Genomic DNA, 17,478 nt, shown 5'->3' on the forward strand with positions numbered 1-17,478 from the left:
GCATCGGTACTTTCCCCCTTCGTGGGGCCACCACTTATAGGGTTTTCCCTTGGCATCACACAGCAGGTTCCCACGTTCCACACGAAAGCCCAAACCACGTTCATGCCTCCTGTACGCCGGACGCCGCTCAAGCCGTAACCAGGTATCGCTTGAACTCCTCTCGGGAGAGAATAGAGCCCCCGATTTTGACGCCATCGGGATTACGTTTCGACGCTTGCAGAGGTTCGCTTATCGCTCATCTCCGTGGTTCACACCTGACCCATCTTGTTCTGGAATACCCTTTGTGGTATCAAAGACGAGAATGGTATCCGGTTGATTATTAGAGCCAGTTGCTACCCAAAACCACACCTGCTTGAGCTGAGAGATAAATATATTCGGATATTGGACCGTGGGGAGGAGGCCTTCAGTACAAGAGAGAAAAAACATGATATTGATAAGCTGGAGATTACACAGCTGAAAAAGTGTAAATCACGAAGTCTCCCTCGGTTCAAGTATTTACCGAAACTTCAATCACTTCCAGTCTGGAGACGCAGTTGTTATCCACTTATTGCTTATCTCTGCATCAATGAAAGCACAGAAACTAAATAGCCTAACAGCAAAATCGAATAGCCATACAAAATCGATATCGGGTCTGCCATAATCTCCAGTTAGCATTCCATGATATGGAGGGTCATATATGGCCATACGTTCGATGTAACCTGGTTAAACATGACCGTCATTATGCACGATCAGATTTCTAATCTCGATAAAGTGATGAATCTCAACTTGAGGTAGTGGAGCATGGCTCTGATGCAATCCAACATGAAAGGTGTGTTGGAAGGCCTCGACAAGCGCCGGATACGATCTGCTGATTAAATTTCGTGTAGCTTTCTCGATCAAATACTGTCTAATTTTCTCTATGCTTCCTATCTCAAGTATTTGCCGCGTGGTTAGTTGAAGCTCATCAATAGCCAGTAAGGAGGTATTCGCGAAATACACCTCACTGACAAGTTCAGAGATAAATATTTCAAAATGACTTGCTAGTTGAACAATGGAAGATTCATATAGCCTTGAAGGTATGTCTCCTCGGAGTTTATCCCACTCTCTCTTATCAAATTCAATCGTAGGAGCTTTCGGTGTTTTTCGAAATTTGGCAGGCAGTTCGGGTGAACTCACACCGGATGGATGTCTCGCATTAAATGATTTGTCTAAGATTACCAATAACTCTCCAACATAATCTAATAGGGCATCAACCCTAATATGGAAGTCCACTAATGCATCGCTGCGGACATCGGGTATAACGCTTTTGTACGGAAGGTGAACCTTGATTTCTGAATGAACCCTAATTATTACAAGATTTTTAGTAAACGCAGGATGGCTTAGGTCTTCTCCTAAGTATCCTGCTGTATCCGAATAATCTCCTCAATAACTTCTTCGGCCCCTCAATTCGCAAGCTTCTCAATAATTCGCTGCCGGGCAACTTTCACGAACTTTTCAAGTAGATGGTGCTTTCCCTGCCAAAATACAGCCTGTAGCCGCTACTTCTCAGCCACCGCCCACAAATACTGCTCAGTTTGTGCGAAGTTTTGAGACTCCTCATCCTCACACTCAGGACTCTTTATCCGTTGGCCCGGGGTTCAATCCCCCCTGAGGCCACGCCTGTTCTTCCATCGGGATGATCCCGGTTCCACGGAGAACATCGACTTGTGGCCTCTTCTCCAAACTCCCACAATCAGCCGATACGAATCACACCTAGAGCCGGATGCGGAATCGGATATCGGAGGCATGGCGGGGCCACTAGCGCAGTGGCGAAATCTCCAGCCGGTCGCCAGGCTTGACACCATTGGCGGCGGCAAAATCGCCCTGATTAAGGGCCATTTCCAGGTAGCCGCTGCTGCCAAACACCATCAACGCCTCGCCCAGTGCCACGTCAGCATAGGTGCCCGCCAGGGGCATCCGCAGTTCCCGTCCCGCCAGTAGGAGGCGATAATCTCCGCGCCGGGGCCAACCGGTAGCCGTCAGGGTATCGGCCAGGATATTCGTGATGGCATTGCCGTACCCATCCACCGTGCGTATGCGCCCCACCAGCACGTCGCCCTCCCAGTGGCCGTAGGCCGGTTGCGTGAGCCGGAGGTCGTCAATGGTGGGGCCCACTTCCGCCAGTGCCACGCCCGCCGCCAGATGCCCCGCTACCGGTCCGAAGATCTCCCGCCCATGGAAGGTCCTGCTGCCGGCAGCCGCACCCCCGCGCATGAGCGCCTCATTGCTGATCAGCCGCGCCTCGGCCAGACCGAAGGCCGCAATCACTTCCGAAAGAACCCCGTTGTCCGGTGCCACGTGGAGGTGCCCGTTGTTCAGACGTACGGCCACGGGCCGCCGGGGCGTCCCGACACCGGGGTCCACGACCGTCAGAAAAACGGTCCGGGGCGGAAAGGCCTCGCTGGCCTGCCAGAGCGTATAGGCGGCCTGGGAGATATCATATTTGGGCACCTGGTGGCTGATGGTCACCAGCCTGGCGGCGGGGTTCACCGACAGGATGGCCCCCTGCAGTGCACCCACATAGAAGTCACTTGCTCCGAAATCTGTGGTCAGCGCGATGACCGGTTGAGTTGGCCGCTGGCACCCCGCGATACAGAGTAGGAAGGTTGCAGCCAACCGCAGGCGGCGGTCACGCGTTCGGCGGGCAGGTAGCATGATTCAAGGTTTGACCGGAAATTGCGACAGGTCCATACCCAAGTTTAAGCCCAGCGCGTCGCAATTATTGGTTGAATTCCCCCTTGTGGGGGAGTAATCTAGCCGTCCGGATGGGGTCAGTCCGCAGAATATCAAGGTGAGCTACGGCAACGTATATACAAGACTGATTGATGGAGCTGTCGTCATTCTGGACGGCGGCATGGGGTCTGAAGTGCTCCGGCGCGGCGTGCGTTGGCGGCAGCACGGCATCGAAGACGCGCCAGGGGTCATCGAGGAAATCCACCGAGACTATCTCGCCGCCGGTGCCGATGTTATCACGTCGCACACCTTCAATCTCACCCGCAGAAATTTCGTCAACTTTTTTCGTGACCGGGAGCATATGGCGGAAATCGGAGCGGCTGGGCTGGAGGACCGGGCCCAGGAGCTCTGCGGGCAGGCCGTCGACCTGGCACGGCGAGCCATGCGGAGCGCAGGGAAGAGGGAGTCCGTGGCCCTGGCCGGCTCCATCTCTTCGCTTCAGCACCCGTTCCGTCCCGACCTGGCCCCCGATGGTGACGCCTGCAGTGCCCAGCACGGTGAATGGGCACAAGTTCTCGCTGGGTTCGGCGTGGATATCATATTCTTCGAGGCGATGAACAACGCCACCGAACTGATGGCGGCCGTGGGGGCGGGAGTGCAAACCGGACTGCCTGTTTGGGTAAGCCTCATACCCGACCGGGGCGGCAGGCTGCTGAGCGGAGAATCGTTGCGGGAGGCGGGGCAAGCTGCCAGAAGCCAGGGGGCCGCCGCCGTCCTGCTGTCAATGGCGCCCGTGGAGCGGGTCACCGAGACGCTTCCGGCGATCCTGAACGGCGGGCCAGCCGGCGCGCAGGCCATGATCGGGAAGTATGATCCCCCCAGTTGGAAGCCCGACTTTTACCCCCGATTTATCGGCACCGAAGAGACTTCTCCCCGGCGCTACGCTGAGGCGGCGCGCCAGTGGCGGCAAGCGGGGGCGGCCATTCTGGGGGGCTCCAGCGGCACGACACCCGAGCATATCGCAGCCCTGAAAGAGGTTTTGGCCTAGCCCATGCACTACCCCGACCTGAAGCGGCGGCTGGACGGCAAGGAGACGGTCTATCTCGATGGCGGCATCGGGACCGAAATCCTCCGGCGGGGCTATACCTGGGCCAGCCACCAGCTCGAAAGCGAGCCGCAGCTCAACCTGGAGATCCACCGGGATTACATCGCGGCCGGTGCTGACGTGATCACCACCAACACCTTTCAGCTGAGCAGGCGCAGTTTCCGCAACCATTTTGCCAACGAGCAACACATGCTGTCCACGGGCGCCCCCGGACTGGTAGACCGCGTCGCAGCCCTGGTCAGCGATGCGGTGACCCTGGCCGCAGAGGCGCGCGAGATGGCCGGGCGCAAGGACGTGGCCATTGCGGCGTCCATCACGACTCTGGAGTGGTGCTTTCGCCCGGACCGGACCCCTGACCCCGAGCAGATGCACGCTGAGTATCTCGAGGAGCTCAGCGACTACAAGTCGGCCGGCGCAGATATGCTCCTGTTTGAGACCTTCAACTCCACGGCGGAGGCCAAAGTGGCCTTGCAGGCAGCGGGGGAAATCGGGTTGCCGGCGTGGGTGGCCTTGGTCCCCTATGGCGACGGCAAGTTGCTGGGTGGCGAGAGCATGAACCAGGTGGTGGAGGCGCTCGCTTCAAACCCCCCCGATGTGCTGTTGCTGAACTGCGCGCCGCCGGAGCACATAACGGCGGGTCTCGAAAATCTAGCGCCCCTGTGGGACGGCCCGCTGGGGGTCTACGCCCATGTGGGCAAGTTCAATCCACCGGAGTGGCAGTTCACCGACGAATTTCCTCCCGAGGCCTATCTGGCCGTCTGCCGCCGCTGGCATGAGTTGGGCGCCACCGTCATCGGCGGCTGCTGCGGAACCACGCCGGACCATATCGCCGCCCTGACGGCGGCAGCCTTGTCCTGACGAAACCGGCGGCCACAACCAACTACCGCGCCTGACGCCGCGGAGCAGGCCAACAACGGCCAGCCAGACCGGGATCACGCCGGACGGGTTCGCAGCAGCAGCCCATTGAGCGTAGCAATAACGATCAAGGCTGCGCCAAAGGCCGTCACGATTGCGGCGCCGGTGGGTACATCAAACCAGACAGAGGCCGCCATGCCAAGCACGCTCACCACGATGCTCAGCAGCCATCCGGCCAGGAGCCGCACCCGCCAACCCTGAAAAATCAGCATCACGGCAACGGTGGGAATCCCGCAGTTCTGCTTGGCCCGTCATCGCCGGGGCCGTAAAATCGACGGTCCAGGGCCATTGCCCGTTGATCGGTTTGCGGTTCGTGCGCCCGTCAATGTGATGGCACCACCCAGGGGGCAGCACCGGAGCATGGATTTCCCGATACACGATATACTCATTGTTGGCGGCGGTGGTGCGGGTCTCCGCGCGGCCATTGCCGTAGCCGAAACCGATCCCAGCCTGAGCGTGGCAGTGGTCTCCAAGGTCTACCCCATGCGGAGCCACACGGTCTCGGCGGAGGGCGGAGCGGCGGCGGTCATCAAGCCCGGTGACAGTCTGGACGACCACGCCTACGACACCATTTCCGGCGGCGACTGGCTCTGTGATCAGGACGCCATCGAGGCGTTTGTGCAGGAGGCGCCCGAAGAACTGCTGCAGCTGGAGCACTGGGGCTGCCCCTGGAGCCGGGAGGAGGACGGCTCCATCGCCGTGCGCGCATTTGGCGGGATGAAGGTCAAGCGCACCTGGTTCGCGGCGGACAAGACGGGCTTCCACATGCTGCATACGCTGTTTCAGACGAGCATGAAGTATGACCCCATCCAGCGCTACGACGAGTGGTTTGTCACCCAGCTGCTGGTGGATGAGGGCCGTTGCCAGGGTGTGGTGGCCATCGAGCTGGCCACCGGCAGAATCCAGCCCATCGCCGCCCGGGCCGTGATCCTGTGCACGGGCGGCTCTGGGCGGGTCTTTCCCTTCACCACCAACGCCGCCATCAAAACCGGCGATGGAATGGCCCTGGCCTATCGCGCGGGCGTGCCCCTGAAGGATATGGAGTTCGTGCAGATCCACCCCACCGGGCTGCCCTTCACCGGTATTCTTATCACGGAGGCGACCCGGGCGGAAGGGGGCTGGCTGCTCAACAAGGACGGTTACCGCTACTTGCAGGACTATGACCTGGGCAAGCCCGAACCCAAGCCGGTGCTGCGCTCCATGGAGCTGGGCCCCCGGGACAGGCTGTCGCAAGCCTTCGTCGCCGAGCAGGAAAAAGGCCGCACATTGGAGGGGCCGTACGGGCACTACGTGCACCTCGATATCCGGCATTTGGGCAAAAAGGTCATTGACGCCAAACTCCCCTTTGTGCGGGAACTCTGCATGAAGTACGTGAATATCGACCCGGTGAAAGAGCTGATTCCCGTGCGACCCGTCGTTCACTACATGATGGGCGGCGTTCATACCGATTTGCATGGCGCCACCCCGCTGGACGGGCTGTACGCCGCGGGAGAGGCTGCCTGTGTGAGCATCAACGGCGCGAACCGGCTGGGCTCAAATTCGCTCACCGAGCTGCTGGTCTTCGGAGCCCGGGCCGGGAAATCGGCCGCCCGCTTTGCCTTGGAGCAGCGCCCGGTCAGCCCCGGCCTGACGGCCCTGGCTGACGACGAAGCCCGGCGTATCGATAGGCAATATCTGCGCAGCAACGGCGGCCAGGAGCGCGTCGCCGGTCTGCGGGACGAAATGCATGCCGTCATGGAGGCCAGTGTCGGTATTTACCGCAATGAGACCGACCTGAAAGCATCAGTTGAGGCGTTGGGCGAGCTCCGGGAACGGCTGGGCTCCGTGGGCCTCGACGACCACAGTCTTACATTCAACACAGAGCTGCTGGCGGCCCTGGAACTGGGCTACCTGATGGATGTGGCCGAGGCCATCGCCCAATCTGCCCTGCAGCGGACAGAGTCCCGGGGTTCGCATCAGCGGTCGGACCACCCCCGACGCGATGACGAGCGCTTCCTGGCCCACAGTTTGGCCTACCGCTTGGAGGACGGCCCGCCACGCATCGAATACCTGCCCGTCACCATTACCCGCTGGCCGCCGGGAGAGCGGGTCTACGGCCGGTGACCCGAGCCGGTCCAACCAAGGACGAACCCGAGGTCACCAGCGCCCCACCCCCTTTCAGATGCACCGGCCGAAGCTTACCTTTAGGGGGAGCATAAGCCTGACCACCGCCTTGCCATGCAGACCTAACCAGCCCCATGTCTGAAACCCTCACCCTGGAAGTTCTCCGCTACAATCCGGAGGAGCATGCCGAGCCGGTCTACCAATCCTACCATGTACCCTACCGGAAAGACTGGGTCATTCTAGACGCGCTCAACCACATCAAGGACAACGTGGACGGCACTCTGACGTACCGCTGGTCGTGTCGGATGGGGGTGTGCGGGAGTTGTGGGATGATGGTTAACGGTGTGCCGACCCTTACGTGCGCTACATTTCTGGAAGCATCGTTGCCGGATCCTATCAGGATCGCTCCGCTGGAAAATTTTCCGGTGATCCGCGACCTGGTCACCGCCATGGGCGACTTCATGGAGAAGCTCAAACTCGCCCAGCCGTGGATCATCCGGGACCGGGAGCAGCCCGTTGCAGATGGCGAATACCGCCAGACCCCGGTGCAGCTGGCGGCCTACAAGCAGTACAGCATGTGCATCAACTGTCTGCTCTGCTACTCCGCGTGCCCGGTCTACGGCCTGGAGCCTCAATTCATCGGGCCGGCCGCCATCGCACTGGCCCAGCGCTATAATCTCGACAGCCGCGACGAAGGCCGTGCCCAGCGCGACGAGGTGCTTTCCACGGAGGAGGGTATCTGGCAGTGCACACTGGTGGGGGAGTGCTCGGTGGTTTGTCCCGAGCACGTGGATCCTGCCGCCGCCATACAGCGCTACAAAGTGGCTGCGACCATGGACTGGTTCAAAGCCTTGCTGATGCCCTGGAGCAGGCCGCAGGGCTCCCGGGATTGAGGGGCCGCAAGTATGACCACAACTGGTTTGCCTTCCTACACCCGCTTCCACCCCAAATGGTATCGGGTGCGGATGCCCATTTTCTGGTGGGTTCGGCGCTGGGTCCACGCCCGGTTCATACTCAGGGAATTGACCAGCGTGTTTGTGGCCTATTACGCCCTTGTGATGCTGATCCAGGTCCGGGCCGTAGGGCTGGGTGAGCAGGCCTATGCCCAGTTCTCCGTCTGGTTGGAAACGCCCACTGCACTGATTCTAAACGCCGTCGCATTCCTGTTTGTGGCCTATCACACCGTCACCTGGCTGAGGCTTGCTCCCAGGGCACTGGTGATCAGGTTGGGGGGCCGCCGGGTGAGTGATGCCGCCATCGTTGCCGGAAACTTTCTGGCGTTGGGTGGGGCCTCGATCTTTGTGGCCTGGATTCTATTGGCAGGGTAAACAGCCCACGCCGCCCATGAATAAATCAGCCGCAAGGAAACGCTTCATGGAGCCGTTCTGGTGGTCGCTTTTCGGGGCGGGCGGCACCTTGGCGGCGCTACTGATGCCCATTCATTTACTGCTCAGTGGCCTGGCCATTCCCCTGGGCCTGATTCCGGCCCCAGCCTATGAGCGGCTGGCTACCTTGATTGCGCTACCGCCGACTCGGCTCTATCTGTTTGCGCTGATATCGCTGTCGCTTTTTCACTGGGCCCACCGCTTCCGTTTCACGCTCTACGACGGTCTGCAACTCAAGCACCTGAATCTGCTCATCGCCATCCTTTGCTACGGCGGCGCGGCGTTGGGAACATTGGCAACGGGATACACACTGTGGGCTATCTAGTTAGGGTACCGTGCTACCTGGACCCGCGCCATCAAGTAGGGCCACCAGCCACGGCAGGTATAAGGAGATAGTGGTATGTTACGCCTCGTGCACATTTTCGATTTGCGGAGCAGCGGTAACGATGAAGCTTTTCTAAACTGGTTGTCCGCCAACCTTTATGAAAAGGCAGAGGAATTCGGCTGTATCGACCGCAAGACGTGGCTATTTATTGATGGTGTCAATAATCCTTACGAGAAAAAGCCCAAGTCCCTGAAACGCCCAAAGTTTGTGCTGGAAGCTTTTTGGAAGAGCCAAAAGGACGCGGACAACTTTCGCGATTGGTTGAACAGTGACGATGGCAGTGATCATCGCAAGAATTGGGCCGAACATGTCAGGAACCACTCCATTTTGCGTTATGTCGAGCACAGCTCCATTCAGAATGTCGGGGACGATTAGGAACTTGAATGTCAATACTGATCCGAAAACTGTAAATATTACCTTTATCACCGGTTCATTGCTTGCGATCCCGGGCACGATTCCCCGCCTAACAGGTGAACCTGATTGCCCGCCGAGGGGTCGACATTAACGGACGGTTTGCAGCGTCCTTGTTCCCATCATTTAAATTGAGTTGATTGCCCGACTGCGTTTGCCTTTGCAAATATTTTGTACTAATATTTCGCCGCTGTAATGAACACTAAACTGGGGTAATCTCATCATGTCATTCGAAAAATTCATTCCTGAAAAAAAGCGCCCTAACCTTGGAATACCGCCCCAGGCAAAAGTATTGAAAGGCGGCCAAATATCTCTCAATTCGTCGGCCTACGAACAGTACTTAAAGGGGGCAACTCATATCGAACTTTATTATGACACCGTTCAAAAGAAAATAGGCCTGCAGCCCAAAAAGTACCAAACCAAATCGGCTTTTGAATTGCGGTCCGTTGGAAAGAACAAGTCTATCTATCGCGTAAATGCCAAACTGCTGATCGAGCACTACGGCCTAGCTCCCGACTCGAAAATCGCTATAACTCCCAGCTGGAATTCCAGCGAGAATCTGCTTGAGTTAGCTTTGTAATAGCGCCGGAACTTGGGGCGAGTCCGGCCCTGCGAACGTGCTGCGACTTCACATGGCAGTAGGGGGCAGAGCGGCCTGCAGACTACTGCTCGGCTCCCATTGATGGAGCTCCATCGTGTAGAACCTGCTGAAGGTAGTCACGGTACTGGCTGGCCGGCGTATCCTTCACAATCTGCCCAAGTTGTGCTCCGTCAATGTAGCCCATATGGAAGGCTACCTCCTCGATGCATCCAATTTTCAGGCCTTGACGAAGCTCGATAGCTTCGATAAAATTGCCGCCTTCAAGGAGGCTTGCATGAGTGCCCATGTCGAGCCAGGCTATCCCCCGACTAAACCGCAGGACCTGCAGCTCGCCCAATTCCAGGTAAAGCCTATTAATGTCCGTTATTTCCAACTCGCCGCGGGCAGATGGCTTGAGTCCTTTGGCAAATGACACCACGCGCTCATCGTAAAAATATAGCCCCGGCACCGCATAGTTAGACTTCGGCTGTTGGGGCTTTTCCTCAATGCTTAGGGCACGCCCCTGCGGATCGAACGCAACAATGCCGTAGCGCTGGGGATCCCGTACCTGATAGGCAAAAATGGTCGCACCCTTGCCGGTCTTGACCGCCTGGCGCAGCTGCTCTACATAGCCGGTGCCGTAGAAGACGTTGTCACCCAGAATCAGGCAGACGCTCTCACCGGCGAGGAAGCTTTCACCCAGCAGGAACGCCTGGGCGATACCACCGGGCTGCGGTTGTACCGTATACTTCAGGTTCACCCCTAGACGTGAGCCATCTCCCAGCAGCTGTTCGAACCGGGGCACATCCTGTGGCGTGGATATGACCAGTATGTCTCGAATACCTGCCAGCAACAGGGTCGTAAGGGGGTAGTAGATCATGGGCTTGTCGTACACCGGCAGCAGCTGCTTGCATACGGCCATTGACAGGGGGTACAGCCGGGTTCCGGAGCCGCCAGCCAGGATGATGCCCTTCAAGTTGCGCTCCGCTCCAAGGGCGTCATACTACCCTCCAAGCCCCGTGGCCACCGGGGCGCAGGGGTCGCTCTCAGCACCCCGTGTGGGAACTGCCGCCGGTAACGCCGTATGGCCATCTCCTTGGCTGCCTGCCGCGCAAAGACGATCATGATGCTGGCGCTGGACAGCATGACAAACAGGGCGAGTCGCGGTGCGTGCTGGATGTGTCTCATAGGTTTTGCAAAGCCGGCGCCGGTGGCCAAATTCTGTTCCAAACGGAAATCTGGCGCATTATACGTTAGAAGCTCCCTCGTTGCAAGGGCCAAGGGTCGCGGCGCAATCGGTATCTCGTGCTTGCTTTAGGGCGCTCTATTCAGTTCAGAAATCAACACGAGGGAGGGGGGCAGATCGCTGGCCCAGCGGTCAGAAACGGTGGCCGAGACGACGGTGCGGCTAACCTCATTTTTCTCCTGCAGCGGAAATGACATTCAAGGCTGATCCGGCGCGAAACCACTCAATCTGTGACTCGTTCAGCGTGTGTTGAAGATCCACCTTCTCCTCAGTACTATCGGCATGGCGTAGCGTCAATTTAACAGTGGAGCCGGGAGCGAGTCCCATCAGGCCGCTCAACGCCACTCGGTCATCGGGCCGGGTTTTGTCATCATCCGAGGGATGGGCAAAGGTGAGCGGCAGAACGCGCACGGTTCTTATCGGCCTCGTAGGCATCGAGACGCCAGTCGAGTTCATCCCTCTGTTCGTCGGTGAGTGGCAGGGCTTGCTGGTCAGAAGCAATGCTATCCCACAGGTCCTCGACGAGTTTGATCCTCTCTTCGACAGGAAGCTCTTGCAGTTTGGGATTCATCGTACAGCCTCGTTCATTCCTTATGAGTTAATATAGCCAACCGACCTTGAACGCCGCATCACTGACATGACTGGGCCTTTCGCAGTCTATCAGCACCTGTTCCGGACGAGTCTTCCACTGTTACTCTGCGAAACGACTCTCTCGAGCCATTGCCGCAGGCAATGTAAGCCACCGTACCACAATCTTCAAGGGGATTGCTATCGGGAGCTCGTGGGAACCCACCCCATTCACTTCGTGAAGTCCCCTCCTTTTCAAGGGAGGGGATTCAGGGGTGGGTTCGTTCGCCGGGGGAGTCAGCCTTGCCCCGCCAACGGCGGCGGCCAACAGGCGACCGGGCTAGGCCCATCTCGCCCATGAGCCCGCGTCACTCCCCGCTATTGCGGACCTACCCCGATGGGGGTACCTTGGTGCCGGGCTGAAGGCGCCTGGCACGATCGCCCCGTTGACAACGGTGTGGTCAGGCCGAGGCCACCGGTCTCCACTGAAGCGGTGACCCCCTCCCCCCCTCCCCGGGGCCACCCTCACTGACGGGAAGCACGGCCCAAACGTGGCCCAAACGTGGCCCAAAAACGGCCGAACCCCGCCAACGGCGGTGGCAGACGTGACCCCCTGATGGGCCCGTCGATCCGCTCTTTGACATAGGGCACAAAGCCCCGGATGCTCTCCGGGGCTCTCGCTGAATGCCGAGGCTGGCTGAGCGCTGACTGCGCTAGTAGCGGTAAGTATCCGGCTTGAAGGGGCCCAGAAGATCCACACCCAGGTAGTCGGCCTGTTCGGGTGTGAGCTGGGTGAGCTTGGCGCCGAGCTTATCCAGATGCAGGCGGGCCACCTCTTCATCAAGTTGCTTGGGCAGCACGTGCACCTTGCGCTCCATACCACCCTCCCAGAGCGCCATCTGGGCCAAGGTCTGGTTAGTGAAGGAGGTGGACATCACAAAGGACGAATGGCCCGTTGCATTGCCCAGGTTCACCAGCCTGCCACGGCTGAGCAGAATAATGGCATGCCCGTCAGGAAAGGTAAATCTATCCACCTGAGGCTTGATGTTTTCCTCGACGATCTCCGGGTTGTTTTCCAGGTAGCTCACTTCGATTTCCACGTCGAAGTGGCCAATGTTGCAGACAATGGCATTGTGTTTCATCCGCGCCATGTGCTCGCCCGTGATAATATGCTTGTTGCCGGTGGCCGAAACAAACACGTCGCCCCGTTCAACAACGTCATCCACGGTGGTCACTTCATACCCCTCCATGGCGGCCTGCAGGGCGCAGATGGGGTCGATCTCGGCGACGACAACCCGAGCGCCGTAGCCCTTCATGGATTGGGCGCAGCCTTTCCCCACGTCGCCATAGCCGGCAATGACGATAGTCTTTCCGGCCAGCATGACATCGGTAGCCCGCTTGATGCCGTCGGCGAGGCTCTCGCGGCAACCGTACTTGTTGTCGAACTTGGACTTGGTGACGGAGTCGTTCACGTTGATGGCGGGGAAGGGCAAGTCGCCGGCGCTGTCCAGCTGCAACAGACGGTGCACACCGGTGGTGGTCTCTTCGGACACGCCCTTGATGTCGGGGATGAGCTCCTTGCGCTCCTCGAGGATTACCCTGGTGAGGTCACCGCCGTCATCCAGCAGCAGGTTAGGACCCTGACCGTCGCTGAACTGCAGGGTCTGGTCCACACACCACCAGTACTCATCTTGGGTCTCGTCCTTCCAGGCAAACACAGGCACGCCACGCTCGGCGATGGCGGCGGCGGCATGGTCCTGGGTGGAGTAGATGTTACACGAAGACCAGCGCACCTCGGCGCCCAGTTCCAGCAGCGTCTCGATGAGCACCGCCGTCTGGACCGTCATGTGAATGCAGCCGGCAATGCGGGCGCCCTGGAGCGGTTTGCTCTCGCGGTACTTTTCCCGCAAGGCCATGAGACCGGGCATTTCCACCTCGGCAATCTCGATCTCTATGCGTCCAAATCCCGCCAGACCAATGTCGGCGATCTTGTAATCCGGATGGGCGTCCCCATTCCGGGTTGAGGTATCGGGCGTGACCTCTTTAACTGCCATGGTGTGTCCTGCTCCTGATAATCTAATTTTTGGCGGGCATAACTTACCCTAATAAGCCGCCGTGAGGGTACTGTTTAGAACGCGCGCTCAAAGGCGCTGACTCCCGGAGATGCTCGCCGGGGCAAACCCGGAACTGGGGGCGGGGTAATCGCGGCGGAACAGTTGCTGCCGTGCAATGACCGCCCAACGAATGCTTGCTGCCTTCAGTCGTGTCCAATAAATTTCGACCACCGCCAACACTCTCAGGAACTGTGCCATGAAATTAGCTCCCGCCTTTGTACTTTCCGCACTGCCCGTTCTGTTTATGGCTTGCAGCCCGGCCGAATCGCACGAGCGAACGCTGACTCATCCACCCCGAATCTACGGCGAATATGTGACCCAGCTGGCCAAAACGGTGGATTTTGTGGAACGGGAATTGCCCGTCTCAATCCCGGGCCGGCGCCCAGTATATGACGTCAAACCCCTGAACCATAATGTCATTCTCGCCAACCGTGCCAACACGGTGGAAGTGACCGTTATCAACCACGATGCCGGCCAACCCCTGGCACCTCATACGGTAACGGTGACCTTCTACGATGGTCCGGAGGGCCACCCATTGGACACCCAGAGCATGGCCACCGGCGTTATTCCTCCGTTGGGGCAGGAGACTGCCGCCCTGACCACTCCCGTGGAACCTTCCGAGGGCATCTACTACTGGTCCTATACCATCAGCCGAACGGATGGCTGGGAGGAGGCGGTACAGGCTTATGAGGACAGCCAGGAAAGCGAAACAGGCGGCACAGCCGCGGGCGAAGATGAAGGCGACGAATGGGGCGATGACGATTGGGAGTGATCGAATAAGTCAGACCAGGCTCAACCACGGCGATCAGCCCCGCCGCTTCACCAATCATATTTCCGACTTGCGCGATTCCAGACGCTCCGCCAGTCTTGAACGACCGGCGAGGGTTGTTACGTCAGTGCTGAAGGTATCGTCCCATTTCCTGATCCAAGTCAGGCAGGAATCGTATTCCGCCTGCCCGTAATAAGCGGTCGCCACGGTAAGGGTGAGATGGTCGTCAGTGATAGTGATATCGCGGCTAAAAACCCAGTTCGCCGTAGAATCCCGGGCTGCCTTGGCATCCGAGACCGATGTCACAAAGTCACCCTCCGCCAGGGATGCAAACGACCTGCCTGCGAGCAGCTCCGTTGCCACCATGGTGGTGGCGGTCTTGTTCAGGGCTGTGGTGAAGCGGGTAACGCTGGTGTCACCAATCCCCAGGCGGGCATAAGCCCAGCCCTGCCCGTTCCAGCCGTCCGCATAGTTGGGATCGCCCCCCACCTTTGCGGTACCGGTACCGACACCATTTTTGAACTGCCCCAAGGCGCCCAGCAGGTCGCCCTCGGCAAACAGCTCCCAGCCATACTCCACATAGTCCGGCGCCTCCGGCTCGACCAGGGCGCGGCAGGCGGCACCCATGATCAGGGACAGCCCTGCCATGAGACTCCACAGCGTTCGGTGTACCCGTCGCACGGCGCTACCTCACCAGCAACATTTTCCGGGTCATGTGATAGCCTGAACTGGTCTCCAGCCGCACAAAATAGACCCCGCTGGCCACCGCCGCTCCCCGGGCGTCAACGCCCCGCCAGATGAGCTCGTACCGCCCGCTGTCAGCTGCGTCGTCGAACAACGATACCACCCGCTGTCCCAGCAAGTTGTAGATGTGAACCGAGGCATGCTGAACAGGCCCGTCGCGGAGGCCGAGATCAATCACGATGCGGGTGCTGGGGTTAAAGGGGTTGGGATAGTTGCTCTGCAGACTGGTAAGCTGGGGCACTACGATGGTGCGCGGTCCCAGGCGGAAAGATCCGGCACCCTGTGCCCAAGCGACCACCCGGCTGCCAGCGTCCATCGTGGGCAACTCCTCCCAGCGCCCGCTGGGCCGCAGAATGTAAATGGCCTGCAGGCCCGACTCCGCGTCGAGGCGGCCAGCCGACAGCATACTCACTTTTATCGGCTGCTGGAACCGAAGGACGCCGTCGCCGAGCCGATAGACCCCTTCCGGCGCGGCGCTCATCAGGGCGGAGTTGACCACCAGCAGGTGCCGGTCCTCATTGACGGCTCCCGGACCCGAGGACGCCGAGAAGAGCTGGTCCGCACTGGCCACCACCCAGGGCTGCGCTTGCTTGGCAATGCCGATGCTGTAGCTGGCCGTGCGCGTTGTGTCCCCGGAACCGCTGAACCCGGTGACCACCAGACTGTGGGTGCCGGTTCCGGTAAACTGGGTAGACGCCACGTAGAAGAATGTGTCTATGGCGGTGACGGCTACCTGCACGCTGTCGACCACCACGCGCACGCTATCGGCCATGGCCAGGGTATCGGTGATGAAAACCTGGATGTTGTCGGTCACCGCGCTGTTCTGCACCATATTCAAAGTGAGCCTCGGCTTATCGGTGATCCTGACCCCATCGCTGGACACGACGGCGGACAGATTGCCGGCGCCATCCGTGGCTCGCACCGATGCAAAGTAGGTTACCTTGTAGATCAGGCTCAGCCCTGACAAAGTCGCGGTGGTGCTGGTCCCGTTAGCGGTCCACGGTACAATATTTGTGTCACCCGCAACCGTCCCCAGGGCGTACTCATACAGGACGATTCCCGAGGTGGGCTCATCAAACCCGCCGTACTGGATGGCGAGGCTATCGGTGGACTGAGTGGAATCGATATCTGCGGCTGGACCGTCGGTCACAGTAGCCGAGGCTACGCCCGGTGCCAGTGTATCGTAGGTAACTGTGGTCAAAGTAACCGTATCGGCATTCCCCGCACCGTCGACGCCCATGAGCTCAATGGTGTATTCTCCCGCCTGGGCCAGTGTGGGAGCGTTGGTGATCACGCCGGTGTGATTGCCTGCGGTGAGTTCGGCGACCACCAGACTCTGGGCGTGCGGTGAAGCCGGATCGGACACCCCCGAGTTGCCCTCCCACGTCCAGATCACCTGGCCGCTGGAGACGGTCTCGCCCAGCGCGTAGCTCAGAGCTGTGCTGCGGATAAAGCCGTTTGAGACTGGCGAACTGGCCGTTACCACCGGCGGCGTGTTGTCCACTTTTAGCGTATTCGTGTTGCCGGAGGTAGGCGTCAACGCGTTCCCCGCCAGATCAAGACCGGTGACCGTGACCGTGGCAAAGCCGTCGTTTCCGGCCGGGGTGGTAAACTGGTAGGTCCAGACCGAGTCCGTTGCACCCATGCTGAGGTCCACTGCCTCGATATCGTCCGTCGTGCCGGCAAAGTCCACGGAGATGGTGGGTGTGGCCTGGACCGACTCCTCCACCGTGGCAGTGACGGTAACGTCATCGCCCTCCCTGACCAGTGAGTCAGTGTAGGCCAGGATGTAGCCCGGCGGCGTGTTGTCAATCTCCAGGTCTGTCCGGCCGCTGATGCTGTCGGCTATCAGTGCGTTGCCCGCCAGGTCCTCCGCAGTGATGTTTGCAGTCACCACCCCATCGTTCCCCGCCGGCGTCACCGCATCGTGGGTCCATACGGCGGGGTCCGCCGTTGCGGTCATATCCGTTGCCGGAACGGTATTTTCGCTGTATACCAGTTCGACCCGCGGCGTTGCCGCCGCCGCCTCGTCCACCGTCAGCGTAATGGTGACCGTGTCACCCTCCTGGGCCAGCGTGTCACTGTAGGTGAGTGCTGCCTGGGGGACCTGTGTATCCACCACAAGGTCTTTGTCGGCACCCAGGGAGCCCGGGTCGCTCGGGGCGGGCAGGGTGAGGTCGCCGTTATTCCCGGCACGGTCGGTAATAGAACCCCCATTCAGCGTGAGCGCGCCGGTCCCGGTGTAGTCCAGGTCGCTGGCGTTTTCCCCGTTTGCCACAGTATAGCTGAACAGCAGCGAGTCCGTACCCGCGCCGCTGGCGTAGTTCACCACGGCATCCGTAGCCCCCGTCTCCAGGGTGAGCTGCGGCGGGCCTCCGGTCACCGTGGCCGGCTCATTGAATATCACGATGATGGCCAGGCTCGTTCCCTCCTGGTAGGCCCCATCGGCAGTCGTGGCCGATA

At 59.5% G+C, this 17,478-nt stretch carries 19 protein-coding genes; 9 read left to right on the plus strand and 10 right to left on the minus strand.

The window, feature by feature from the left end; all coding sequences use genetic code 11:
• Positions 1 to 702: 702 nt before the first annotated feature.
• Both IH971_07705 and IH971_07710 read right to left on the minus strand, forming a co-directional pair.
• Positions 703 to 1,251, minus strand: coding sequence for a hypothetical protein (locus IH971_07705; protein MCH7497718.1), 549 nt, complete (start codon positions 1,249 to 1,251; stop codon positions 703 to 705).
• Between the two features lie 525 nt (positions 1,252 to 1,776).
• Positions 1,777 to 2,673 carry an SAM-dependent chlorinase/fluorinase gene (locus IH971_07710; GenBank protein ID MCH7497719.1) on the minus strand — a complete coding sequence of 299 codons (897 nt, stop codon included), beginning with the start codon at positions 2,671 to 2,673 and terminating at the stop codon, positions 1,777 to 1,779.
• Between the two features lie 136 nt (positions 2,674 to 2,809).
• On the opposite strand from IH971_07710, the gene IH971_07715 reads away from it, so the two are divergent.
• On the plus strand, positions 2,810 to 3,739 hold the full coding sequence (locus IH971_07715) for a homocysteine S-methyltransferase family protein (GenBank protein MCH7497720.1): 930 nt from the start codon (positions 2,810 to 2,812) through the stop codon (positions 3,737 to 3,739).
• A gap of 3 nt (positions 3,740 to 3,742) precedes the next feature.
• Positions 3,743 to 4,654, plus strand: a complete 912-nt coding sequence (locus IH971_07720; GenBank protein MCH7497721.1) for a homocysteine S-methyltransferase family protein — start codon at positions 3,743 to 3,745, stop codon at positions 4,652 to 4,654.
• A gap of 74 nt (positions 4,655 to 4,728) precedes the next feature.
• Here the strand turns inward: IH971_07720 and IH971_07725 are convergent, their stop codons facing one another.
• A complete protein-coding gene (locus IH971_07725; protein MCH7497722.1) occupies positions 4,729 to 4,926 on the minus strand; it encodes a hypothetical protein in 198 nt (65 codons plus the stop codon).
• Positions 4,927 to 5,071: 145 nt separating this feature from the next.
• On the opposite strand from IH971_07725, the gene frdA reads away from it, so the two are divergent.
• The 6 genes from frdA (at position 5,072) to IH971_07755 (ending at position 9,575) form a co-directional block, all read left to right on the plus strand.
• On the plus strand, positions 5,072 to 6,814 hold the full coding sequence (gene frdA / locus IH971_07730; protein ID MCH7497723.1) for a fumarate reductase (quinol) flavoprotein subunit: 1,743 nt from the start codon (positions 5,072 to 5,074) through the stop codon (positions 6,812 to 6,814).
• A 134-nt stretch (positions 6,815 to 6,948) separates the two neighbouring features.
• Positions 6,949 to 7,707, plus strand: coding sequence for a succinate dehydrogenase/fumarate reductase iron-sulfur subunit (locus IH971_07735; GenBank protein ID MCH7497724.1), 759 nt, complete (start codon positions 6,949 to 6,951; stop codon positions 7,705 to 7,707).
• Between the two features lie 12 nt (positions 7,708 to 7,719).
• On the plus strand, positions 7,720 to 8,142 hold the full coding sequence (locus IH971_07740) for a fumarate reductase subunit C (GenBank protein ID MCH7497725.1): 423 nt from the start codon (positions 7,720 to 7,722) through the stop codon (positions 8,140 to 8,142).
• A 16-nt stretch (positions 8,143 to 8,158) separates the two neighbouring features.
• Positions 8,159 to 8,524 (plus strand): fumarate reductase subunit D, encoded by a 366-nt coding sequence (locus IH971_07745; GenBank protein ID MCH7497726.1) that lies wholly within the window; start codon positions 8,159 to 8,161, stop codon positions 8,522 to 8,524.
• A gap of 75 nt (positions 8,525 to 8,599) precedes the next feature.
• Positions 8,600 to 8,959, plus strand: a complete 360-nt coding sequence (locus tag IH971_07750) for a hypothetical protein (GenBank protein ID MCH7497727.1) — start codon at positions 8,600 to 8,602, stop codon at positions 8,957 to 8,959.
• 259 nt (positions 8,960 to 9,218) lie between these two features.
• Positions 9,219 to 9,575, plus strand: coding sequence for a hypothetical protein (locus tag IH971_07755; protein MCH7497728.1), 357 nt, complete (start codon positions 9,219 to 9,221; stop codon positions 9,573 to 9,575).
• 82 nt (positions 9,576 to 9,657) lie between these two features.
• On the opposite strand, the gene rfbA is transcribed toward IH971_07755, so the two are convergent.
• From rfbA to IH971_07780, 5 genes are all read right to left on the minus strand, one after another.
• Positions 9,658 to 10,551, minus strand: a complete 894-nt coding sequence (rfbA, locus tag IH971_07760) for a glucose-1-phosphate thymidylyltransferase RfbA (GenBank protein MCH7497729.1) — start codon at positions 10,549 to 10,551, stop codon at positions 9,658 to 9,660.
• A complete protein-coding gene (locus IH971_07765; protein ID MCH7497730.1) occupies positions 10,548 to 10,763 on the minus strand; it encodes a hypothetical protein in 216 nt (71 codons plus the stop codon). Before IH971_07765 ends, rfbA begins: the two co-directional genes overlap by 4 nt.
• Positions 10,764 to 10,989: 226 nt before the next feature.
• On the minus strand, positions 10,990 to 11,232 hold the full coding sequence (locus IH971_07770; protein ID MCH7497731.1) for a hypothetical protein: 243 nt from the start codon (positions 11,230 to 11,232) through the stop codon (positions 10,990 to 10,992).
• On the minus strand, positions 11,192 to 11,392 hold the full coding sequence (locus tag IH971_07775) for an addiction module protein (protein MCH7497732.1): 201 nt from the start codon (positions 11,390 to 11,392) through the stop codon (positions 11,192 to 11,194). The genes IH971_07770 and IH971_07775 overlap by 41 nt, the downstream gene beginning before the upstream one ends.
• A gap of 709 nt (positions 11,393 to 12,101) precedes the next feature.
• Positions 12,102 to 13,442 carry an adenosylhomocysteinase gene (locus IH971_07780; protein ID MCH7497733.1) on the minus strand — a complete coding sequence of 447 codons (1,341 nt, stop codon included), beginning with the start codon at positions 13,440 to 13,442 and terminating at the stop codon, positions 12,102 to 12,104.
• Positions 13,443 to 13,698: 256 nt separating this feature from the next.
• Here IH971_07780 and IH971_07785 point away from each other — a divergent pair, with 256 nt between their 5' ends.
• On the plus strand, positions 13,699 to 14,274 hold the full coding sequence (locus IH971_07785; protein MCH7497734.1) for a hypothetical protein: 576 nt from the start codon (positions 13,699 to 13,701) through the stop codon (positions 14,272 to 14,274).
• A 54-nt stretch (positions 14,275 to 14,328) separates the two neighbouring features.
• Here the strand turns inward: IH971_07785 and IH971_07790 are convergent, their stop codons facing one another.
• Positions 14,329 to 14,952 carry a hypothetical protein gene (locus IH971_07790; GenBank protein ID MCH7497735.1) on the minus strand — a complete coding sequence of 208 codons (624 nt, stop codon included), beginning with the start codon at positions 14,950 to 14,952 and terminating at the stop codon, positions 14,329 to 14,331.
• Positions 14,953 to 14,956: 4 nt separating this feature from the next.
• Positions 14,957 to 17,478 (minus strand): T9SS type A sorting domain-containing protein (locus tag IH971_07795; protein MCH7497736.1); only part of this gene is annotated, 2,522 nt, incomplete at its 5' end.

It is taken from the genome of Candidatus Neomarinimicrobiota bacterium (assembly GCA_022560655.1).
Classification (GTDB): domain Bacteria; phylum Fidelibacterota; class Marinisomatia; order SCGC-AAA003-L08; family TS1B11; genus JADFSS01.

Bases quoted from the DNA above. Each gene is read 5' to 3' on its own strand.
- IH971_07780 (MCH7497733.1), bottom strand. From the start codon at position 13,442: ATGGCAGTTAAAGAGGTCACGCCCGATACCTCAACCCGGAATGGGGAC.
- IH971_07750 (MCH7497727.1), top strand. From the start codon at position 8,600: ATGTTACGCCTCGTGCACATTTTCGATTTGCGGAGCAGCGGTAACGAT.
- IH971_07745 (MCH7497726.1), top strand. From the start codon at position 8,159: ATGAATAAATCAGCCGCAAGGAAACGCTTCATGGAGCCGTTCTGGTGG.
- IH971_07740 (MCH7497725.1), top strand. From the start codon at position 7,720: ATGACCACAACTGGTTTGCCTTCCTACACCCGCTTCCACCCCAAATGG.
- IH971_07710 (MCH7497719.1), bottom strand. From the start codon at position 2,673: ATGCTACCTGCCCGCCGAACGCGTGACCGCCGCCTGCGGTTGGCTGCA.
- IH971_07755 (MCH7497728.1), top strand. From the start codon at position 9,219: ATGTCATTCGAAAAATTCATTCCTGAAAAAAAGCGCCCTAACCTTGGA.
- IH971_07720 (MCH7497721.1), top strand. From the start codon at position 3,743: ATGCACTACCCCGACCTGAAGCGGCGGCTGGACGGCAAGGAGACGGTC.
- frdA (MCH7497723.1), top strand. From the start codon at position 5,072: ATGGATTTCCCGATACACGATATACTCATTGTTGGCGGCGGTGGTGCG.
- IH971_07735 (MCH7497724.1), top strand. From the start codon at position 6,949: ATGTCTGAAACCCTCACCCTGGAAGTTCTCCGCTACAATCCGGAGGAG.
- IH971_07765 (MCH7497730.1), bottom strand. From the start codon at position 10,763: ATGAGACACATCCAGCACGCACCGCGACTCGCCCTGTTTGTCATGCTG.
- IH971_07775 (MCH7497732.1), bottom strand. From the start codon at position 11,392: ATGAATCCCAAACTGCAAGAGCTTCCTGTCGAAGAGAGGATCAAACTC.
- IH971_07785 (MCH7497734.1), top strand. From the start codon at position 13,699: ATGAAATTAGCTCCCGCCTTTGTACTTTCCGCACTGCCCGTTCTGTTT.